This window comes from Bacillus sp. X1(2014), assembly GCF_007678255.1.
This window is the reverse complement of the sequence record NZ_VEED01000037.1, coordinates 1-17,428: the sequence shown is the minus strand read 5'-3', so window position 1 is coordinate 17,428 and position 17,428 is coordinate 1. Positions and strand designations below refer to the sequence as shown.

Here is a 17,428-nt window from a genome sequence, read left to right as displayed (position 1 = left end):
GCTGAAGGGATCGGTCTTGAAAACCGACAGGCGGGTCATACCGCGCGGGGGTTCGAATCCCTCTTCCTCCTCCATAAATTTTAACTCATTATTGTCGCGGGGTGGAGCACGTTCGAATATGCTTCTTCGAATGATCTACAGCGCAACGATTGAGCCGCTGCTTGAATAAGCTTTCTGAAATCGGGGCGGTCAGTAATAAATCGGGGAGCATTCTCCAAATTTAATTAATTTCTATTATCGCGGGGTGGAGCAGTCTGGTAGCTCGTCGGGCTCATAACCCGAAGGTCGCAGGTTCAAATCCTGTCCCCGCAATATGGTCCGGTAGTTCAGTTGGTTAGAATGCCTGCCTGTCACGCAGGAGGTCGCGGGTTCGAGTCCCGTCCGGACCGTACTTTTATCCCCAGTAGGTAACTGCTGTTGATATAGATTTTGTGTGGCTCAGTAGCTCAGTTGGTAGAGCAAAGGACTGAAAATCCTTGTGTCGGCGGTTCGATTCCGTCCTGAGCCACCTTTTTATATGGAGGGGTAGCGAAGTGGCTAAACGCGGCGGACTGTAAATCCGCTCCCTCAGGGTTCGGCGGTTCGAATCCGTCCCCCTCCACCATCTATAGGGGTATAGTTTAAAGGTAGAACGAAGGTCTCCAAAACCTTTGGTGTGGGTTCAATTCCTACTACCCCTGCCAAATAATTTTATAATGGCGGTTGTGGCGAAGTGGTTAACGCATCGGATTGTGGTTCCGACATTCGTGGGTTCGATTCCCATCAGCCGCCCCATTTATTTTATAAATTATTGGGCTATAGCCAAGCGGTAAGGCATCGCACTTTGACTGCGACATGCGTTGGTTCAAATCCAGCTAGCCCAGCCATACTTAAAGGCAGCATAGCCAAGTGGTAAGGCCGAGGTCTGCAAAACCTTTATCCCCGGTTCAAGTCCGGGTGTTGCCTCCAATTTAAGAAATGCGGGTGTAGTTTAGTGGTAAAACCTCAGCCTTCCAAGCTGATGTTGTGAGTTCGATTCTCATCACCCGCTCCACATAAATATGGGCCTATAGCTCAGCTGGTTAGAGCGCACGCCTGATAAGCGTGAGGTCGATGGTTCGAGTCCATTTAGGCCCACCATATTATTCCGCAGTAGCTCAGTGGTAGAGCTATCGGCTGTTAACCGATCGGTCGTAGGTTCGAGTCCTACCTGCGGAGCCATAAATGCGCCTTTAGCTCAGCTGGATAGAGCATACGCCTTCTAAGCGTAGGGTCAGAGGTTCGAATCCTCTAAGGCGCGTATAAAACTTTTGAATATCTGGCATTTTTCAACCTCTTATATCGTTTAGTCAAACGGTCAGTATAACGGTCATGTAAGTAATTACACCGATTATTGACTTTAGTACTTACGATATAGGAGGTTTTTTGTTATGACCAAAAGAAAAGGAATATTAGAAGTTGAAGTGGATGTAAGGAAACTATTAGGTAGATTGAAGTAAATGAGGACAAAAGAGAAAAACCGTTCAGTTGTCTGAACGGAGAAAGTTGAATTTGGAGTGTTAATAAATGAAGTTTAAATCCCTGTTTTAATGCCAAAACCTACTAACATTAAGCCAGTTGATTTTTGGAATACTTTCTGGAATTTGGAGTTATTCAGCCATTTTTTTGCGTAATCAATTACATAAACAAGGGTTAGAAACCACAATACAGCAAGTAAAGTAAGGATTGATGCTAACACAATCAATTGCTGATTTACATTTCCGTTCAAATCGATAAATTGAGGCATGATAGTTATATAAACCAAAACAGTCTTTGGATTAAGAACATTACTAAGTAATGCTTGCATAAAGGACTCTTTAGTATGCCGACTTGAAGAATTGGCAGGTGCATTCGCTTGTGCTTTAATTTCCTCTAAAGAAAACACACTTTTAGCAAAAAAACTTTTTATACCCAAATAAATTAAGTAAGCAGCTCCCAAATATTTGATTGTACTAAAAAGAATTACAGACTTTGCAATGACAACAGATAATCCAAGAATAGCAATAAGCGTCCAAAAAGAAAGTCCTGATGCCATTCCGAGAACCGTATAACGTCCAGCTTTTGGACCATAGCTGAGCGTGTTTTTCACCAGGAGCATAGTGTCTGCTCCTGGTATAACAACCATCATTGCAGCAATTGAAATGTATGTTAGTAAACTATCCATGTTGTTTCTCCCTTCCTTTTTTAATAGTGACTACCAAAGTAACTACTTATATGAGTATAGCAGAGGAATTTGGAAATAATCAACAGATTTTGATAAAATATTAGTTACTAAGGTAGCGACTAATATAATATTGGAGGGTTTATGAAAGAAATGATTTTTGAAACATTAAAGAATCTAAATTTTACCGAATATGAAGCGAAAGCATATCTTGCCTTATTGGAGGAATCTCCATTAACTGGATATGCAGTAGCGAAAAATTCTGGTGTACCACGTTCAAGAATATATGAAGTTCTAGATAGTCTCGTCATACGAGGAGATATTCTGGTTAGTCCTGGAAACACGCCACAGTATACTCCTGTTCCTGCAAAGGAGCTAATTAAAAACCGCCGAAGGGAAGCGGAAGAGAATTTTGAACTGGCAGAAAAATCATTAGCGGAGTTTGAACGTTCTGCAAATGACCGTGAAAATATCTGGAATATCACGGGACGCAATGAAATACTCGATAAGGTAAAAGATTGTATATTATCTGCAAAAAAAAGAATTCTCTTAGAGGTATGGAAAGAGGAATTCGAAGAATTGGAGCCTGAACTAAGGCAGGCAGCAAAAAGAGGGGTCAACGTAACAATTATTGCTTATGGGGAAATCGCCACTGATTTTGCTAATGCTTACCTTCATTATATGGGTCATGAAATTACAGAAGAGTATGGTGGACGATGGATTGTTATTAGTGCAGATGATTCAGAAGTAGTAGCAGGTATTGTCTCGCTGGGGAAAGATAGTCGCGCAGCATGGACAAGGCATGTAGGTTTAGTCATGCCAATTACAGAAGTCATGATTCATGATTTGTATCTCATGGAAATTATGGAGAAACATAGAGAACTTTTAGAGGAAAGTTTTGGGGAAAACCTCGTGCATTTACGCCATAAATTCTCTATTCACCCAGATTTTAAAAAACATTATGTAAAATAAATTGGTACTATTGTCTGTTTTATATAACATAAGAAGAACAGCTTTCTTCATAGAAATAGGCTGCTCTTGTTCAACTAACGGGTGCTTTAGTGAAACAAACTAAATGAAAGTTAAAGCTTGAGGACGAAGATCATTATCTAGTACAAGCCTTTTGAATAATGATTGGAGAAAATAGATTATGACACTTTTATATGTAGGAATTAGTTGTATTATTGTTGGATTCGGTTTAAGTTCACTTAGTTTTTATGAAGTTAAAGATGGTTTAAAGTTTATATTTGAAGAGCGAAGTAAGATAAACAAGGTAGCCTTTTTCTTTACCATATTTGAATATGTAACAGGGATATTTATGTTTGGAATACTACTCATATTGTTTGGCATATTTGCTATAATAATGAATTTTTTTTGATACTGGCTTGTTTAACTAACGGGTGCTTGAGTGAAAGATTGATTTCCGGCAATGATCGCTACGGCGGTCATTTTTTTCTTGTTAAGCTAAAGAAGCAGTTTAGTTGAACAATCGTCATTAGCTTTTTTTTCAACAATCGGGCCATATTCTTGAATAAGTGATTGCCTAAATTAGGGAATTTTGCGGTAGTTTAGTGGAATAGAAAATATAATATAGTTATTAATAATCTATACAACTACCTAAACAGTATAATTAATAAATAACTAGTAGTAACAAGTGCAAACTTTACAGATATCAAAGCAGGACATGGTAATAAAAATGGAGGCAACATCCCACCATTTTTACCAGGTAACGCACATAACGTAAGAATAGTAGACCAAAAGTTGCGCCGTTTTTCCCATTTGGATAATATTGTCTAAAGGAGAGTTTTTTGTTTCCAATAGAAAAAGAACATTAATCATACAAAAGTATTACAGGAAAGGCGTTATTTTTGATGCAGAAAACTATTTTACTTGTTGAAGACGACCCGGCTATTAGTAATATGGTAAAAACCTATTTAAATAACGAGGCCTTTAATGTCAAATGTGTATTTGATGGCGAGGAAGCAGGGTTTGCCTTTAAGAATGCACATTATGATTTGGTTTTGTTAGACTTAATGTTGCCAAAGTTAAATGGTATGGACTTTCTACAAATGGTGCGGACTAATAGTTACATTCCCGTAATTATTATGTCAGCAAAAGATAGCGAAGTGGATAAAGCGTTAGGGCTTGGTTTAGGAGCAGATGATTATATCACTAAACCATTTTCAATGGTCGAACTTGCTGCAAGAGTGAAAGCGGCCATTAGAAGATCCACACAGTACATAGCCACTCCAATAGAACGAAATACATCAAAAATCAAAGTACATGAGATTGAATTGGACACGGAGAATCATCGTGTGACAAAGAACGGTATTGAAATCAACTTAACATCAAAGGAATGGAAGATTCTTTGTTTGTTTTTTGAAAATCAAAAGAAGGTGTTTACAAAAGAACAGATTTATCGATCAGTCTGGAGTGACGATTATTTTGGTGATGAAAATATTATTAACGTACACATCAGCCGACTGAGAGAAAAAATCGAGGATACCCCATCGAAACCATCTTATATCAAAACAATATGGGGGATCGGGTACAAGCTGGGAGAATTTTAAGTGATTACTATATTAAACTTTGTCATAATTGCCCTTCTTATTTGTATAATCTATCAGTATCAATCAAAAAAGGGAAGAAACACGAATCTTGTCTATATAACTAATAAACTTGAACAGATGAAAGCCTCACAATTAAGTGAGAGAATTCACATCGCTACAGATGATATGCAACTCATTGAAATACTAAATATGTTAAATCAAGTTGTTGATGATTATCAAGAAAATGTACGTCAGTATAAAAAAACGAAAGCCTCGATGAAACGGATGTTGGCTAATGTCTCTCATGGTCTTAAAACGCCGCTTACAGTAATCGCAGGCTATATTGAAATGCTTCAGAACCAACCTCAAATTAATGAACAAGAAAGAGTGCGTTTGCTGCAACAAGTACATAGTAAAACATTAGAACTTATTACGTTAATGAATACATTTTTTGACTTGGCTAAGTTAGAATCCGGTGATAAAGATATTCCACTTGAAAAAGTTAATTTAACTGAGGTCTGTAAAAATAATATTCTATTGTTTTATGAATGGATCCAAATTAAAGGATTAGAAGTAGTCATTGAGATACCAGAAAAGCCCGTTTTTGCTCTCGGTAATGAAGAAGCATTAAACCGTGTTTTAAATAACCTGATTTCAAACGGTCTTCGCTATGGTGCTGATGGCAAGATGATTGGTTTAAAGGTTTTTTATGATGAGACAAGGGTCTATGTCGAAGTTTTCGATAAAGGAAAAGGAATTAATGAAACCGAGCAGGACCATGTATTTGAACGTTTGTTCACGCTTGAAGAATCGAGAAATAAAGCCTTCCAGGGCAGTGGTCTAGGTTTAACAATTACAAAAAGACTCGTTGAAGAAATGCAAGGGGACATTTCAATACAATCCATACCATTTGAAAAAACATCATTTACATTTTCATTGAAACGTCTCAAAAAGTAGCTCACTGTTTTCTTAAGATTTTTGTAAGAATTAAGACAGAAAAAAGCAAGGGTCACTTGCTAGACTGAAACCAGTTAGAAAACAAGGGAGGGTCATCATGGACTATGTTGTACAGACAAGAAATTTAACAAAAACTTTCCACGGGCATGACGTTGTGTCCAATGTAACGATGAATATTAGAAAAGGTGAGATTTACGGATTTCTTGGACCGAATGGTGCAGGTAAGTCAACAATTATGAAGATGCTAACCAATATGATTAAGCCTTCACATGGTGAGATCATAATCTTCGGAAAGCCCCTCAAACATGATTCTTTCGATTACTTGAAGAGAATAGGCAGTATGATCGAATACCCCATTTTTTATGAGAAAATGACTGCCCTTGAAAATTTAGAACTGCATTGTGCTTATATGGGATACCATAACAGGCAGGCGATTCGTGATGCTTTGGATCAGGTGGGTCTTGAAAATGTTGAGAATAAGCTGTCAAAAGACTTTTCACTAGGGATGAGACAGCGTCTTTGTGTCGCCAGAGCGATCATCACAAAGCCGGAATTCTTGATTCTAGATGAGCCCATTAATGGACTGGATCCATCTGGGATTCAGGCTATGAGAAAGTTATTTAAAATGCTTAATCAAGAATACGGTATGACACTTTTAATTTCCAGTCACATTATAGGTGAAATTGAGCAGATTGCAGACACAATCGGTATCATTAAAGGCGGCAAACTGATTGAAGAGGCGTCAATAGCTACGATAAAGGAGAGAACTACAGAATATATTGAGTTAGGGACAAGTAATCAGAGAAAAGCAGCCGTGGTGCTGAATGATAAACTAGGTATAAATAACTTTAAGGTGATTGATGACCAAGTCATTCGAATCTATGCAACAGAAGTGCCTCAATCGACTATTTCTAAGACATTAATTTTGGAAGATATCAATATTGAGTTTATGAATAAAAATCGGACAACATTAGAAGAGTATTTCATTAAACAAGTTGAGTTAGATAAGTCCGTAGTGTAATTGTTGCATTTAGAAATGATTTTTCAAAAGGATAATGGATAAAGAGCAAGGAGGGGACACTTTGTTATATTTAATAAAACTTGAGCTTAAAAAGAATAAATTAGGTTGGTTTATCAAGGGAATTATTCTTGCTAATTTTATTACCCTTGGCCTATTATGCATGATTTCCGCAGTTGAAAAGATTGAAGGTAAGCAAACATTCAAAAGCTTTACTGATTTTTTTATGATCAGTGGAGCAATGGTAAGGGGCGTTATTATTGTTTTTGCCGCTGTACTTATTTCAAAAGTAATTATTGATGAATTTAAAAATCGAACACATCTGGTGATGTTTTCCTATCCAGTTAACCGAAAAAAGATCCTGAGCGCAAAATTAATTCTTATTTTCACTTTAACTTTAGTTACGATGTTAATCTCTAATCTGTTCGTGATTACTGGTTTTATCGGTATGAACCAAATCTTTCATTTAACGTCTTCAATGAGTTTAACGGTTACTGATTATTTTGCGGGGATATTAAATCAGTTGATGTTTAATCTTGCCACTGCAGGAGCGGCACTTGTACCAATATATTTTGGTATGAGAAGGTTCTCAACACAGGCAACGATCATTTCCTCATTATTAATTGTTATGGTAACGTCGTCGACAGGAGCGGGTTTCTCATTAGCCAGTATTATTTATATTCCACTTGCATTGGCATTAATTGCTTTAGGTATTGTTGTGTTAGCTGTTCGGAATATTGAACATATTGATTTAGGTTAAGTGCTGGTTGTTACAAGGCTGCTGACATACTGGTGGCTTTTGTTAGGAAAAAACATAATTGCCAGCGAGTTTGCAAAGAAGTGTACTTAAACATACGGGGAGTTCAACAAGAATTAAATGATTTTAGGTCTAAGACTATATTTAAGTTATTCCATTAAAGGGCGTTTTTTTTTAGTAAGAAGGCGTCTTTTTTATATGCTCCTACACAAAAGATTGTGAAGATTTTCACTTAAACTATAGGGTGCAAGAGTTCAAGATGTGGATTGCTGTGGCGGTCTTTTTTGCTTGTTGTGCTAACGGGGCAGGTTACTTTAAGTACATTTATTCACAAAGTTATAGAAAACCGATTTTCTCAATTAAGAAAATCGGCTTTTTTTATTATTCATTAATCCTCAATTACTAACCGTGTTTTTGAAACCTTATTAGCAAGACAATAGGATAATGCGTCTACAATAGCAGTATCTGCTGAAATGCCAAATATCCAAAAATATATGGGACAAAAGAGGCGGTTTAATTTATTATGCAATGGACTATTCAATTTTGATGCCTGAATCAAACACATAGGGTTGCTGCGGAGCAGTAATTTTTGAAAGTTGGTCAATTTTTATAACGGGAATTGTCTCCCCATTGAATTGGGTTTGCTCAATTTTTCCTGTTACTTGAACCCATTTATCCTTCGACAAGGCAGCTACCTCTCCTTTTGCCATCATTCCATATACTGAGGCATCGGCAACACAACATGTGATTCCAAATCGAGCAACAATAATCTGGTTTTGCATAAATTCTTTTTCTCGATATACAAATCCTTTTGTAGTCACGGTTTTTCCAATCATCACATTTAGATTATCTTGAATAATGTTCATTATGTTTACATATTGGTTATCGTCTATATTAATGATACTAGCCTTTAATATTTTATTCTTCAACGCATCATAATCTTTTTGAGTTAAAGGCTCAGGTTGATTATCAAGTACATTTTGTGTGTTAGTTGAAGTATTAGTTTTATTGGTATTAGATGATGATGGTAATTTTGGACTGTTATTTAAGGTTATATTTTGTTTAGACGGTTGAGAACTAGCTCCTAATTTAATTGTTCTATTCATTGCAACAGAGCTGCCTAGAACATTGTTCGAGAAAAGAAATCCTGTGGTTATAGGAATAATAAACAATAAATAAAGAAAGACACTTTTCCCGAAAGAGGAAGGATAGTTATGATCCCCGTCACAATCACAATGATAAGAATGATTCTTCCCTGAAGTTCCTCTAAAAATCAAAAGAACTCCAAGAATAAGGCATATAAAGAGAGTAAAGTAAATAAACCGAATCATTTTTGGTGCGATTAAAAGAGATATATTATTCGTTAGAAGTAATTTAAATAACAGTAGCATAAATCCAATCAAAATGATTCCCCTGATAAGATGATGAAAAGAAAAATCTTGGACTTTATTAGTTCTCATTATTGGACACCCCGTTTATAAAAAAATTAGCTGAAAAATATATACGGAAAAATAGACGACAAGAGGAGTTACCATTAGTAGATATAGGACAAATTTTTTCTTAAAAAAACCGAATAACATTAAGGTGTTTTTTATATCAATCATAGGACCGAAGACTAGAAATGCAAGGATGGAACCTTCAGTAAAAGTGGAACCAAAAGATGAGGCTACAAAGGCATCTGCTGAAGAGCATACAGAAAGGACGTATCCTAGTCCCATCATAGCCATTGGTGCAAAGGTTGTGCTTGTCCCTATTGATAAGAGAACATTTCGGTCTAAGAAAGCTTGAAATAAACTGGCAAGAAATGCACCTATGAATAAATACTTCCCTGTATCAAATAATTCATCACTTGCATGATAAAGTGTTTCTAATAGTTTATTTCCTCTTTGGTGGTTGTGGTGGTGATGGTGATGGTCTTCCTTCTGCACTTTAAGAATATTTTCACCTTTAAAACGTCTGTAAATGATTAATCCAATAATAATGGAACTTATAAATCCTACAAACATCCTTGCATTGGCTACATAAGGTGTGCTTTTAAATGCAAAATAAGTAGACGCATAAACGACAGGGTTTAAGATTGGAGCACTAAGCATAAATACAACCCCTACATGTGAAGGCATGCCTTTTTTTATTAACCTGCGAACGACAGGAACGATGGCACACTCACATATAGGAAAGATTATTCCAAGTAAAGCAGCGGGTATAAGGGCTAAATAGGCATTACGGGGCACAACCCTTCGGATTACATTTTCGGAAACAAATGATTGGATAATAGCTGATACAAATACGCCCAGTAAAATAAATGGAATTGCTTCTAAAATAATACTAAGAAAAATGGTATTTACATTAAAAAACGTACTAGGGATTCTAGTAAAAAAAGAAATGTTTTTTAATTCCTCCGCAAAAAGAAATAGAAAAAGGAATAAACAAAATAATAGAAAAACGATACTTTCTTTAAAGAGCTTATTTATAAAGGTCATTACAATCTACCTCCTCAAATCTATCAACCCTATCATATTGATATGCACTTATACTTAGTTCCTTTCATTAAAATTTGATGATTGACATAAATTAATTATCGTTATAAGATTTAATTCGTAATAATTACGATTTACACATCGCTAATAATCTTCAATAATACAAAATAATTATTCATTTTAAATCGTAATAATTCCTAATTAAACATAACTTTGGAGGTTAATGTAGTGAAAAAAATTTTAATCCCAGTAATTATTTTTCTATTAATGGTAAGTGGTTGCTCTAACACAGCGTCAACGAAAAATGAAAAAACAAGTGAAGAATCTAAAAAACTGCAAATTGTCACTACTTTTTATCCGATGTACTATTTTACAAAAGAGGTGGCTGGCAGTTCAGCAAACGTGGAACTATTAATTCCAAATGGTGCAGAGCCACATGATTGGGAACCGACAGCAAAGGATATGATGAAAATTCAAAACGCCGATGTTTTTATTTACAATAGCCAATACTTTGAGCTTTGGACTGAAAAAGTATTGAAAAGTATTAATGATTCCAATTTAAAGGTTGTTGAGGCTGCTAGTGGGATTAAATTGATGGATGCACTCGAATCAGAGGAAGAGGAGGAACATGGTCATTCGGAACATACATCTTCTAAAGATCCTCATGTCTGGCTTTCTCCAGCTCTAGCTCAGCTAGAAGTAAACACTATTGCTAAGGCTTTAGAACAGGCAGATCCCAAAAATAAAGACCAGTTTCAAAAAAATGCAGAGGCTTTAAATGCAAAGCTAGCTGATTTGGACCACTTATATAAAGAGACTATCGATAAAGCCAAGAAGAAAGAATTTGTTACACAACATGCTGCATTTGGATACTTGGCAAAACAATATGGATTGACTCAAATTCCTATCGCAGGATTATCACCCGATGTCGAACCAACATTAGGAAAATTAACTGAATTAACAGAGCTGACAAAGAAGAAAAATACCAAAGTTATTTATTTTGAGGAGATGACATCTTCAAAAGTGGCGGAAACGTTAGCAAAAGAAATAGGTGCTAAAACGGAAGTATTAAATCCATTAGAGGGATTAACGCAGAAAGAGCAAGAAAAGGGCTTAGAATATTTAGATGTTATGAAAAAAAATCTGGAGTCATTAAAATTATCGATTTTAGAGTAGTTATCTAATTCAGGGTTACTTCTAAAGAGTCCTTATTCTAATAACTTTTAAGTAACCTTTTTATTTATTTCTGTTGGATTGTGAAGGATTGTACTGTACTTAAACTAACGGATGCTTTAGCTTAAGTTGATGATCGCTAAGGCGGTCATTTTTTCTTGTTGAACTAACGGAGCAGTTTAGTGCAATAAGGTTGGCAGGAAAATGAAGGGTGAATCTATAATTTGGTTAGAATCGGAGGTGTTGTTTATGCAACAATATGTATATCATATGGTACCGAATGAGTTGGAAGGGGAAAAATTGATACCCTTAAATTCTTTGAAGAATCCTTATCCTCAACTATATGAAAAATATACTAAAAAGTATTTTGACCATCCTGAGAGACCCAAACTGCTCAAAAAACAAGTTCCAAAACTAAATTGTTTATGGAATGATGTTTTACATTTTCTACCGTTACATCCTCATTACGTTTACCAAGCTATCACAGCTTTAGAAATTAAGACTAGAGAAAAGCAACCCTTTTTCAAAATTCCTATTGAAAAACTGAAAAACAATAAGAATGCTATCTACCTTTACTCCAAAGAGAAATATAAAGGTCCAGCGGAACCTATTGAGGAAGGTCAAATCGAAATAGTGGATATTGATGAATATAAAGAACTTACAGGATTGCCATCAGTTACATCTGTATATTACAAAAATGAAAGCAGAAAAGGCAATAGATTCGGATTGTTTCACTACGTCCCACATTTATTAAGTCTCGGAGAAGTCGAAATTGGCAATGTTGAAATAATAACTTGGAATGAACTCAAATAGATTGTTGGGTATTGTACTTATGCTAACGAGTGCAAGAGTTAAAGAAGGGGCTGCTTCGGCGATCCCCTTTTCTTGTTGTGCTAAAGTGGCAGGTTAGTTTAATTATTCGTTGATTTATTTTAAATATTTAAAACTTTTATATGTTAAAATTGGGTTGGCTTTTTATGATATTGGAGGGGATTTTTTATGGACGAATATAAAATAATTTTATTTGATCTAGACGGCACGCTATCTGATCCGAAAGTAGGAATAACTAAATCAGTTCAATATGCTTTAGAGAAATTGGACATTATTGAACCAAATCTTGATAAACTTGAATGTTTTATTGGACCACCGCTTCAAGTTTCCTTTGCTGAATATTACGGTTTTAGTGAGGAAAAATCACAAAAAGCAATAGATTTTTATAGAGAACGATTTAAGCAAAAGGGTATGTTCGAAAATGAATTATATCTCAATATACCACCACTTTTAAAATCATTAAAAGAACAAGAATATACCTTAATCGTAGCAACCTCCAAACCTACGGTATTCTCAGAACAAATTCTTAAATATTTTAATATTGATCATTATTTTGATCTCGTTGTTGGAAGTAATCTTGATGGTACGAGAACATCAAAAACTGAAATTATCCAATACATACTTGAAAAGTATAAAGATTATATGCTTGATAACTTTCTTATGGTGGGAGATCGTAAGCACGATATTATTGGTGCAAAAAACGTTGGTATTGATTCAATTGGAGTAACTTATGGATACGGTTCTTTTGAAGAAATAAGTCAATCTAATCCTACTCATATTGTTCGTAGTGTTGACCAGATAAGAGATATTTTAATGACGAACAAAGTAAAATAATATTCTAAAGATAAGATTGTGAACAAATGTACTTAAGCTAACGGGTGCTTGAATTTATGATGGGGATGGCTGCGGCGATCCTTTTTTTATTGCACTAACGAAGCAGTTTAGTTTAAGAACCATATTTGTTAAACTTAAGGAAAAGGAAGAAAAGTTGAGGTAAGAAAAATGTATGAATTTAAAGATGAGTCCGTGAGAAAAGAAAAAAAGTTTAAGACATACATTTTTTTATTTGTTATCTCTGTTTTAATAAATACATTCATTGATTTCGATGATTTGGGAATTAAAAGGGAAGTTTATAGCCTCCTATTTTTTTGTGTTATTCTTTATTTTGGACTACGAAGGAAGTTTTGGGCTGAAGTTATCATTAAATTTTTCGTTTGGCTAAATATCATTTTATTGTTCCTCATTATAATTGTTAAGGTTTTAGGATTATAGTAAAAAATAATGGTTCTTCAACTAACGGGGGCTTGAGAGTAAGATGTGGACCATAGAGTGTTCCTGTTGTTTTTTGACATAATGATTGTTAGTTCAACAAGGGTGATAACAAAGAAAAAGGAAATTGATTTTTGAAGTGGGCAAATTTTGAATAAGGACTATATTTTCGGTTTTCTTGTTATGTTTGTTGTTATGATATTAACTAAAGATTTAAATATATTGGATAGTTGGATAATGACGCAAATAGTTAAATTATTACTTGGTTTTATTGCATTAATTATTGCTTCTGTAATTTTTAAAAAGGTTTTTTCCAAAAAATAATGATTTTCTTCTTGAGCTAACTGGGTGCATTACTGGAACAACGGTAATGCTTTTCTTTTTGAAGTAACGGGGCAGTTTAATAAGATACCTTCCATTTGTTTAATTGTGTAACTGCTCATGTTATAATGAGGAACTTAGGATAATTACGACTTTTACTCATAATTGAACGGATGCCAAGAAAAGCCTCCGACTAGCGATAAAATATGGGGGTGTAAGAGAATGAATAAACGATGGACGATTGGTAAAATTAAAGAATTTGTTGAGAACAATTCGGAAAGTAAGTTGCTAACGACGGAATATCACGGTTTTTCTCAAAAGTTACTGTTTAAATGTGCATGTGGTAGCAACTTTGAAAAAACATTTACGAAATTTAAAAATAATAACCAACGTAAATGTGACGTGTGCCAACCGCAAAAAGCGTCACGCTAAACGTATATAACGGGTGCGTTGATCCAATTAGGATTAACGCACTTTTTATTGAACTTCTTATTGAACAAACGGGGCAGGATTGTGGAGAAGGATAGCTGAGATTAACTTTGGGAAAAATACACCTAATTTTAATTTAAGGTGATGGTATTGTGAATTTATTGCGATTTATTATACTTTTATTTTCATTAATGCTATTTAATAACACCACCGCACTAGCAGCTCCAAAACAACTCAATCTTTTAGAAAGCCAGTTACTGTCTTTTATGACTGGTTTGCACATAGGAGAACCGAAACAAGCCGTTGAATTGTGGATATTAGGCGTGAATAATCCAAGCGGTGCTGTCCAGTATGCGATGTTGTCCCCTTCGCTTCAAAAACAATCAAGGAAGAAATTTGAGCAAACTCGCTGGGTGACAGGTCAGTCAAGCCCTTCGGTTAGTAACTTTCGTTTTACCAAAGTAGAAAAGCTTAGCGAATCCAAAATGCGGTATACCGTTAAATACAATTTATGGGCATCATATGGAGATTTTGGTGGTGGGCAGAAAATTATAACTGTGGAAAAAAATCTAGAACCATTTAAAGAGTATTGGTTTATTTCATCAATAACAACGAAATATAATCAATATGAAGCATTTACCCCAGGCGAAACAGTTTTAAAATAGAGAAATCCAACAAAAAAAACGTTGTTGATCATTTTATAACAGCGTTTTTTTACTGTGATTTTCACTGTGAGATTTGAAAAGAATTCATATGCGTATTTATGATTTTTATACTTACACTTCAAAGAGAAGCCCGTTAATTTTGATAAAAAAAACGAAGTTTGTGAATAAATCTACTTAAACAAACTGGGTGCGATTGTTTAACAAAGGATTAATCCTTTATTTAATAAAAGCTATGTTAAAGTTTAATGTTGATTTAAGAATGAATTAAGGGATAGTCTATGCTATCCCTTTTTTAGTCCCACCAAATAGAAAGAACCTTATATCCTTCTTCTCGCTTCATTCGTCAAGATCGCGCTCGCGATAATACTGAAGAGATGCTCAGCTCGTGACGCGGACGAGGGTTGGTTACTGAGCCACGCAAGCGCAGCAGCTAGCGAGAACAGGTCATCACCATCCATGTCGGTACGTGCCAGACCCTCAGCCTGAGCGCGAGCGAGAAGTCGCGTGCCTGCCGTGCGCATCGTGACGCATGAAGCGTGGAGTGCGGACTCCGGGTCCTCCTTGGCTGCCATCATCGTGTCCACAACACCTTGATAGTTGCCCGTGAATGCAACGACGTCGCGTAGCCACGACACGAGTGCATCATCGGGTAAACTCGCAGTTTCGAGCTCACGTGCCTTTGTCGTAAACTCGTCGAAGCTTGCGCGGAGCAAAGCTTCGAGCAGCGCCTCTCTCGTCGGGAAATGACGATACAGTGTGCCGAGCCCGACACCAGCTCGGCGAGCGATATCGCGCAGCGATGCATCGACGCCGTGCTCGGTTATAACGACGCTCGCGACTGCGAGTATGTGCTCATAGTTTTTCTTCGCATCGGCTCGCATCTGATTCCTCCTTGACAATCGGAGCGGTGCTCCGTATAATAATAAGCGGAACAGTGTTCCCTTTAAGTGGAGCACTGCTCTAAATAAGGATAACACATTTGTGTGAAAGGAGAAAGCGATGTCTACAAACACAATGAAGGCGATTCGGCTGCACAAATTCGGCGGCCCTGAGGTACTGCGTTACGAGGAGGCCCCGCTTCCCGAACTGAAACCGGGTGAGGTGCTTGTCCGTGTTCACGCGGTTGGTATCAACCCCCCCGACTGGTACCTGCGCGAGGGGTATAAGGATCTTCCTCCTGAATGGCAACCGGCGGTGTCCTTTCCCTTCATTCTGGGGTCGGACATGTCGGGCGTCGTCGAGGCGGTAGCCACGGATGTGCAAGGCTTCTCAATCGGCGATGAAGTTTTCGGCATGGTTCGCTTTCCTAGCATGGGGGAGAGCGCTGCTTATGCCGAGTACGTCGCCGCGCCAGCGTCGGATCTTGCACTCAAACCGGCTGGCATCGATCACGTGCACGCCGCAGGTGCACCGATGGCAGGTCTCACCGGATGGCAGTTCCTGATCGAGTTGGGGCACAATGAAGCGAATCCGTTTCAACCGGAGTCGCATCGCCCGCTGCCGCTCAACGGCAAGACGGTACTCGTCAATGGTGCCGCGGGCGGCGTGGGGCACTTAGCGGTGCAACTGGCTAAATGGAAGGGTGCGCATGTCATCGCGGTGGCATCGGGCAAGCATGAGTCGTTCCTGCGAGAACTCGGTGCAGACGAATTCATCGACTACACCAAGAGCCCTCCCGAAGACATCGCCCATGACGTTGATCTCGTCCTCGATACCCTTGGCGGTCCAACAACCGGTCGTTTCTTGCGTACGCTCAAGCGTGGCGGCGCTTTGTTCCCAGTGTTCATAGGCTTCTCCGACGCCGAGGAGGCCGCAAAGCTGGGCGTCACGGTATCGATGACCCAAGTACGCTCAAACGGCCCGCAGCTAGCGGAATTAGGGCGCTTGCTCGATGCCGGGACGGTTCGCGTCGCCATCGACAGCACGTTTCCACTTGCCGATGCTCGCAGGGCGCACGAACGAGCCGCCCGTGGGCACATTCAAGGCAAGATCGTGCTTATGGTTATGTAAGGATGACAGCTCGAATGATTATCGCACTCCTAGTGGAACGTCGCAAAACTTTGCGGTGTTCCACTAGCGAGGATCGCGAATGACTTTGAAAAAATTTGCTAATTAAATTCAGAAAAAAAAGGATGAACAACAATGATTATACTCATGGGTTACGTTCACGTAAATCCGTCTGATGTGAATGAGTTTACTACAGACGTTCAGGCCGTCGTTTCCAGCACGAGAGCTGAAAATGGATGCCTCTTTTATGCCTTTACTTTGGAAGATGCGCACGCCGGACGCATGCTGACTGTCCAGCGATGGCAAGATCAAGAATCGCTGACGGCCCATGTTGAAAGACATGAGTCGGTGCCGTTTTTAAAAAAGTGGGGAAACAGGATGAGAATGGACATTCTAAAATACGATGCCTCGAACGAACGCTCGTTCATGGAGTAAAAGAGTGAGCGTCAAATCAACAACTCCAGTCTAAGACTTTATTTTCTTCGAACAGGTGGATGATCGACAAATATTCCTTAGCGTACGTTTTCCGCGTTATGTTGGCGGTACCCCAATTATGAAAAAGGACTTGCTCAATTTAGAGTAACAAAAGTTTGTGAAATAATTAGAATCGACTCATTCAGCAACTGGGTGCGATGCTTTTAAAAGGCATTGCATTTTTTTATTAGCGTAGAGATTGTGAAAAAGTACACTTAAAGTAACGGGTGCAAGAGTGAAATAAGGCAACGCTATCGTGAGATGCGTTGCTTATTTATTCTAAAAAAACTTCCTATATAATTCCTGCCTGATGCTTCCGCTT

General features: G+C 37.6%; 16 protein-coding genes and 12 tRNA genes. 24 read left to right on the top strand and 4 right to left on the bottom strand.

Annotated features, from left to right (window positions below; all coding sequences use genetic code 11):
- Positions 1-238: 238 nt before the first annotated feature.
- The 12 genes from FS608_RS29215 (at position 239) to FS608_RS29160 (ending at position 1,279) form a co-directional block, all read left to right on the top strand.
- Positions 239-312 (top strand) — tRNA-Met (locus FS608_RS29215).
- Between the two features lie 3 nt (positions 313-315).
- A tRNA-Asp gene (locus FS608_RS29210) sits at positions 316-389 on the top strand.
- Between the two features lie 46 nt (positions 390-435).
- Positions 436-508 (top strand) — tRNA-Phe (locus FS608_RS29205).
- A gap of 11 nt (positions 509-519) precedes the next feature.
- A tRNA-Tyr gene (locus FS608_RS29200) sits at positions 520-604 on the top strand.
- Positions 605-609: 5 nt separating this feature from the next.
- A tRNA-Trp gene (locus tag FS608_RS29195) sits at positions 610-683 on the top strand.
- Between the two features lie 15 nt (positions 684-698).
- Positions 699-774: transfer RNA gene (locus FS608_RS29190), tRNA-His, on the top strand.
- Positions 775-791: 17 nt separating this feature from the next.
- Positions 792-866 (top strand) — tRNA-Gln (locus FS608_RS29185).
- Between the two features lie 8 nt (positions 867-874).
- A tRNA-Cys gene (locus tag FS608_RS29180) sits at positions 875-948 on the top strand.
- Between the two features lie 11 nt (positions 949-959).
- A tRNA-Gly gene (locus FS608_RS29175) sits at positions 960-1,033 on the top strand.
- 9 nt (positions 1,034-1,042) lie between these two features.
- A tRNA-Ile gene (locus FS608_RS29170) sits at positions 1,043-1,119 on the top strand.
- Between the two features lie 6 nt (positions 1,120-1,125).
- Positions 1,126-1,200, top strand: a tRNA-Asn gene (locus FS608_RS29165).
- 5 nt (positions 1,201-1,205) lie between these two features.
- Positions 1,206-1,279 (top strand) — tRNA-Arg (locus FS608_RS29160).
- Positions 1,280-1,552: 273 nt separating this feature from the next.
- Here FS608_RS29160 and FS608_RS29155 read toward each other — a convergent pair.
- Positions 1,553-2,182, bottom strand: a complete 630-nt coding sequence (locus tag FS608_RS29155) for a homoserine/threonine efflux transporter (RefSeq protein WP_144556048.1) — start codon at positions 2,180-2,182, stop codon at positions 1,553-1,555.
- Between the two features lie 141 nt (positions 2,183-2,323).
- Between FS608_RS29155 and FS608_RS29150 the strand changes: the two genes are divergently transcribed.
- The 5 genes from FS608_RS29150 (at position 2,324) to FS608_RS29130 (ending at position 7,463) form a co-directional block, all read left to right on the top strand.
- Entirely contained in the window at positions 2,324-3,151 is an 828-nt protein-coding gene (locus tag FS608_RS29150) for a TrmB family transcriptional regulator (RefSeq protein ID WP_144556047.1), read from the top strand.
- An 899-nt stretch (positions 3,152-4,050) separates the two neighbouring features.
- Positions 4,051-4,749 (top strand): response regulator transcription factor, encoded by a 699-nt coding sequence (locus FS608_RS29145; RefSeq protein WP_144556046.1) that lies wholly within the window; start codon positions 4,051-4,053, stop codon positions 4,747-4,749.
- Positions 4,750-5,685, top strand: a complete 936-nt coding sequence (locus tag FS608_RS29140; RefSeq protein ID WP_144556045.1) for a sensor histidine kinase — start codon at positions 4,750-4,752, stop codon at positions 5,683-5,685. It begins immediately after the preceding gene.
- 97 nt (positions 5,686-5,782) lie between these two features.
- Positions 5,783-6,706 (top strand): ABC transporter ATP-binding protein, encoded by a 924-nt coding sequence (locus tag FS608_RS29135; protein WP_144556044.1) that lies wholly within the window; start codon positions 5,783-5,785, stop codon positions 6,704-6,706.
- A 61-nt stretch (positions 6,707-6,767) separates the two neighbouring features.
- Positions 6,768-7,463 (top strand): ABC transporter permease, encoded by a 696-nt coding sequence (locus FS608_RS29130; protein WP_144556043.1) that lies wholly within the window; start codon positions 6,768-6,770, stop codon positions 7,461-7,463.
- A 530-nt stretch (positions 7,464-7,993) separates the two neighbouring features.
- On the opposite strand, the gene FS608_RS29125 is transcribed toward FS608_RS29130, so the two are convergent.
- Positions 7,994-8,863 carry a TIGR03943 family putative permease subunit gene (locus FS608_RS29125; protein WP_395947843.1) on the bottom strand — a complete coding sequence of 290 codons (870 nt, stop codon included), beginning with the start codon at positions 8,861-8,863 and terminating at the stop codon, positions 7,994-7,996.
- Positions 8,864-8,935: 72 nt separating this feature from the next.
- Entirely contained in the window at positions 8,936-9,940 is a 1,005-nt protein-coding gene (locus FS608_RS29120) for a permease (protein WP_144556041.1), read from the bottom strand.
- Positions 9,941-10,204: 264 nt separating this feature from the next.
- Here FS608_RS29120 and FS608_RS29115 point away from each other — a divergent pair, with 264 nt between their 5' ends.
- The 5 genes from FS608_RS29115 (at position 10,205) to FS608_RS29095 (ending at position 14,625) form a co-directional block, all read left to right on the top strand.
- On the top strand, positions 10,205-11,113 hold the full coding sequence (locus tag FS608_RS29115) for a metal ABC transporter substrate-binding protein (RefSeq protein WP_186328956.1): 909 nt from the start codon (positions 10,205-10,207) through the stop codon (positions 11,111-11,113).
- A 246-nt stretch (positions 11,114-11,359) separates the two neighbouring features.
- The gene (locus FS608_RS29110) at positions 11,360-11,923 is read left to right on the top strand and encodes a group-specific protein (protein ID WP_144556039.1); all 564 of its coding nucleotides are present in this window, start codon (positions 11,360-11,362) and stop codon (positions 11,921-11,923) included.
- Between the two features lie 186 nt (positions 11,924-12,109).
- Complete coding sequence (locus tag FS608_RS29105) at positions 12,110-12,775, top strand: HAD family hydrolase (protein WP_144556038.1); 666 nt, start codon at positions 12,110-12,112, stop codon at positions 12,773-12,775.
- A 978-nt stretch (positions 12,776-13,753) separates the two neighbouring features.
- Positions 13,754-13,963, top strand: coding sequence for a hypothetical protein (locus FS608_RS29100; RefSeq protein ID WP_144556037.1), 210 nt, complete (start codon positions 13,754-13,756; stop codon positions 13,961-13,963).
- Positions 13,964-14,112: 149 nt separating this feature from the next.
- Positions 14,113-14,625, top strand: a complete 513-nt coding sequence (locus tag FS608_RS29095) for a hypothetical protein (protein WP_260871862.1) — start codon at positions 14,113-14,115, stop codon at positions 14,623-14,625.
- A 317-nt stretch (positions 14,626-14,942) separates the two neighbouring features.
- Here the strand turns inward: FS608_RS29095 and FS608_RS29090 are convergent, their stop codons facing one another.
- A complete protein-coding gene (locus FS608_RS29090; protein WP_144556036.1) occupies positions 14,943-15,506 on the bottom strand; it encodes a TetR/AcrR family transcriptional regulator in 564 nt (187 codons plus the stop codon).
- Between the two features lie 118 nt (positions 15,507-15,624).
- Here FS608_RS29090 and FS608_RS29085 point away from each other — a divergent pair, with 118 nt between their 5' ends.
- Together FS608_RS29085 and FS608_RS29080 are read left to right on the top strand one after the other, a co-directional pair.
- Entirely contained in the window at positions 15,625-16,635 is a 1,011-nt protein-coding gene (locus FS608_RS29085; protein ID WP_144556035.1) for an NADP-dependent oxidoreductase, read from the top strand.
- Positions 16,636-16,767: 132 nt separating this feature from the next.
- Positions 16,768-17,067, top strand: a complete 300-nt coding sequence (locus FS608_RS29080; RefSeq protein ID WP_144556034.1) for a putative quinol monooxygenase — start codon at positions 16,768-16,770, stop codon at positions 17,065-17,067.
- The last annotated feature ends 361 nt before the right edge of the window (positions 17,068-17,428 follow it).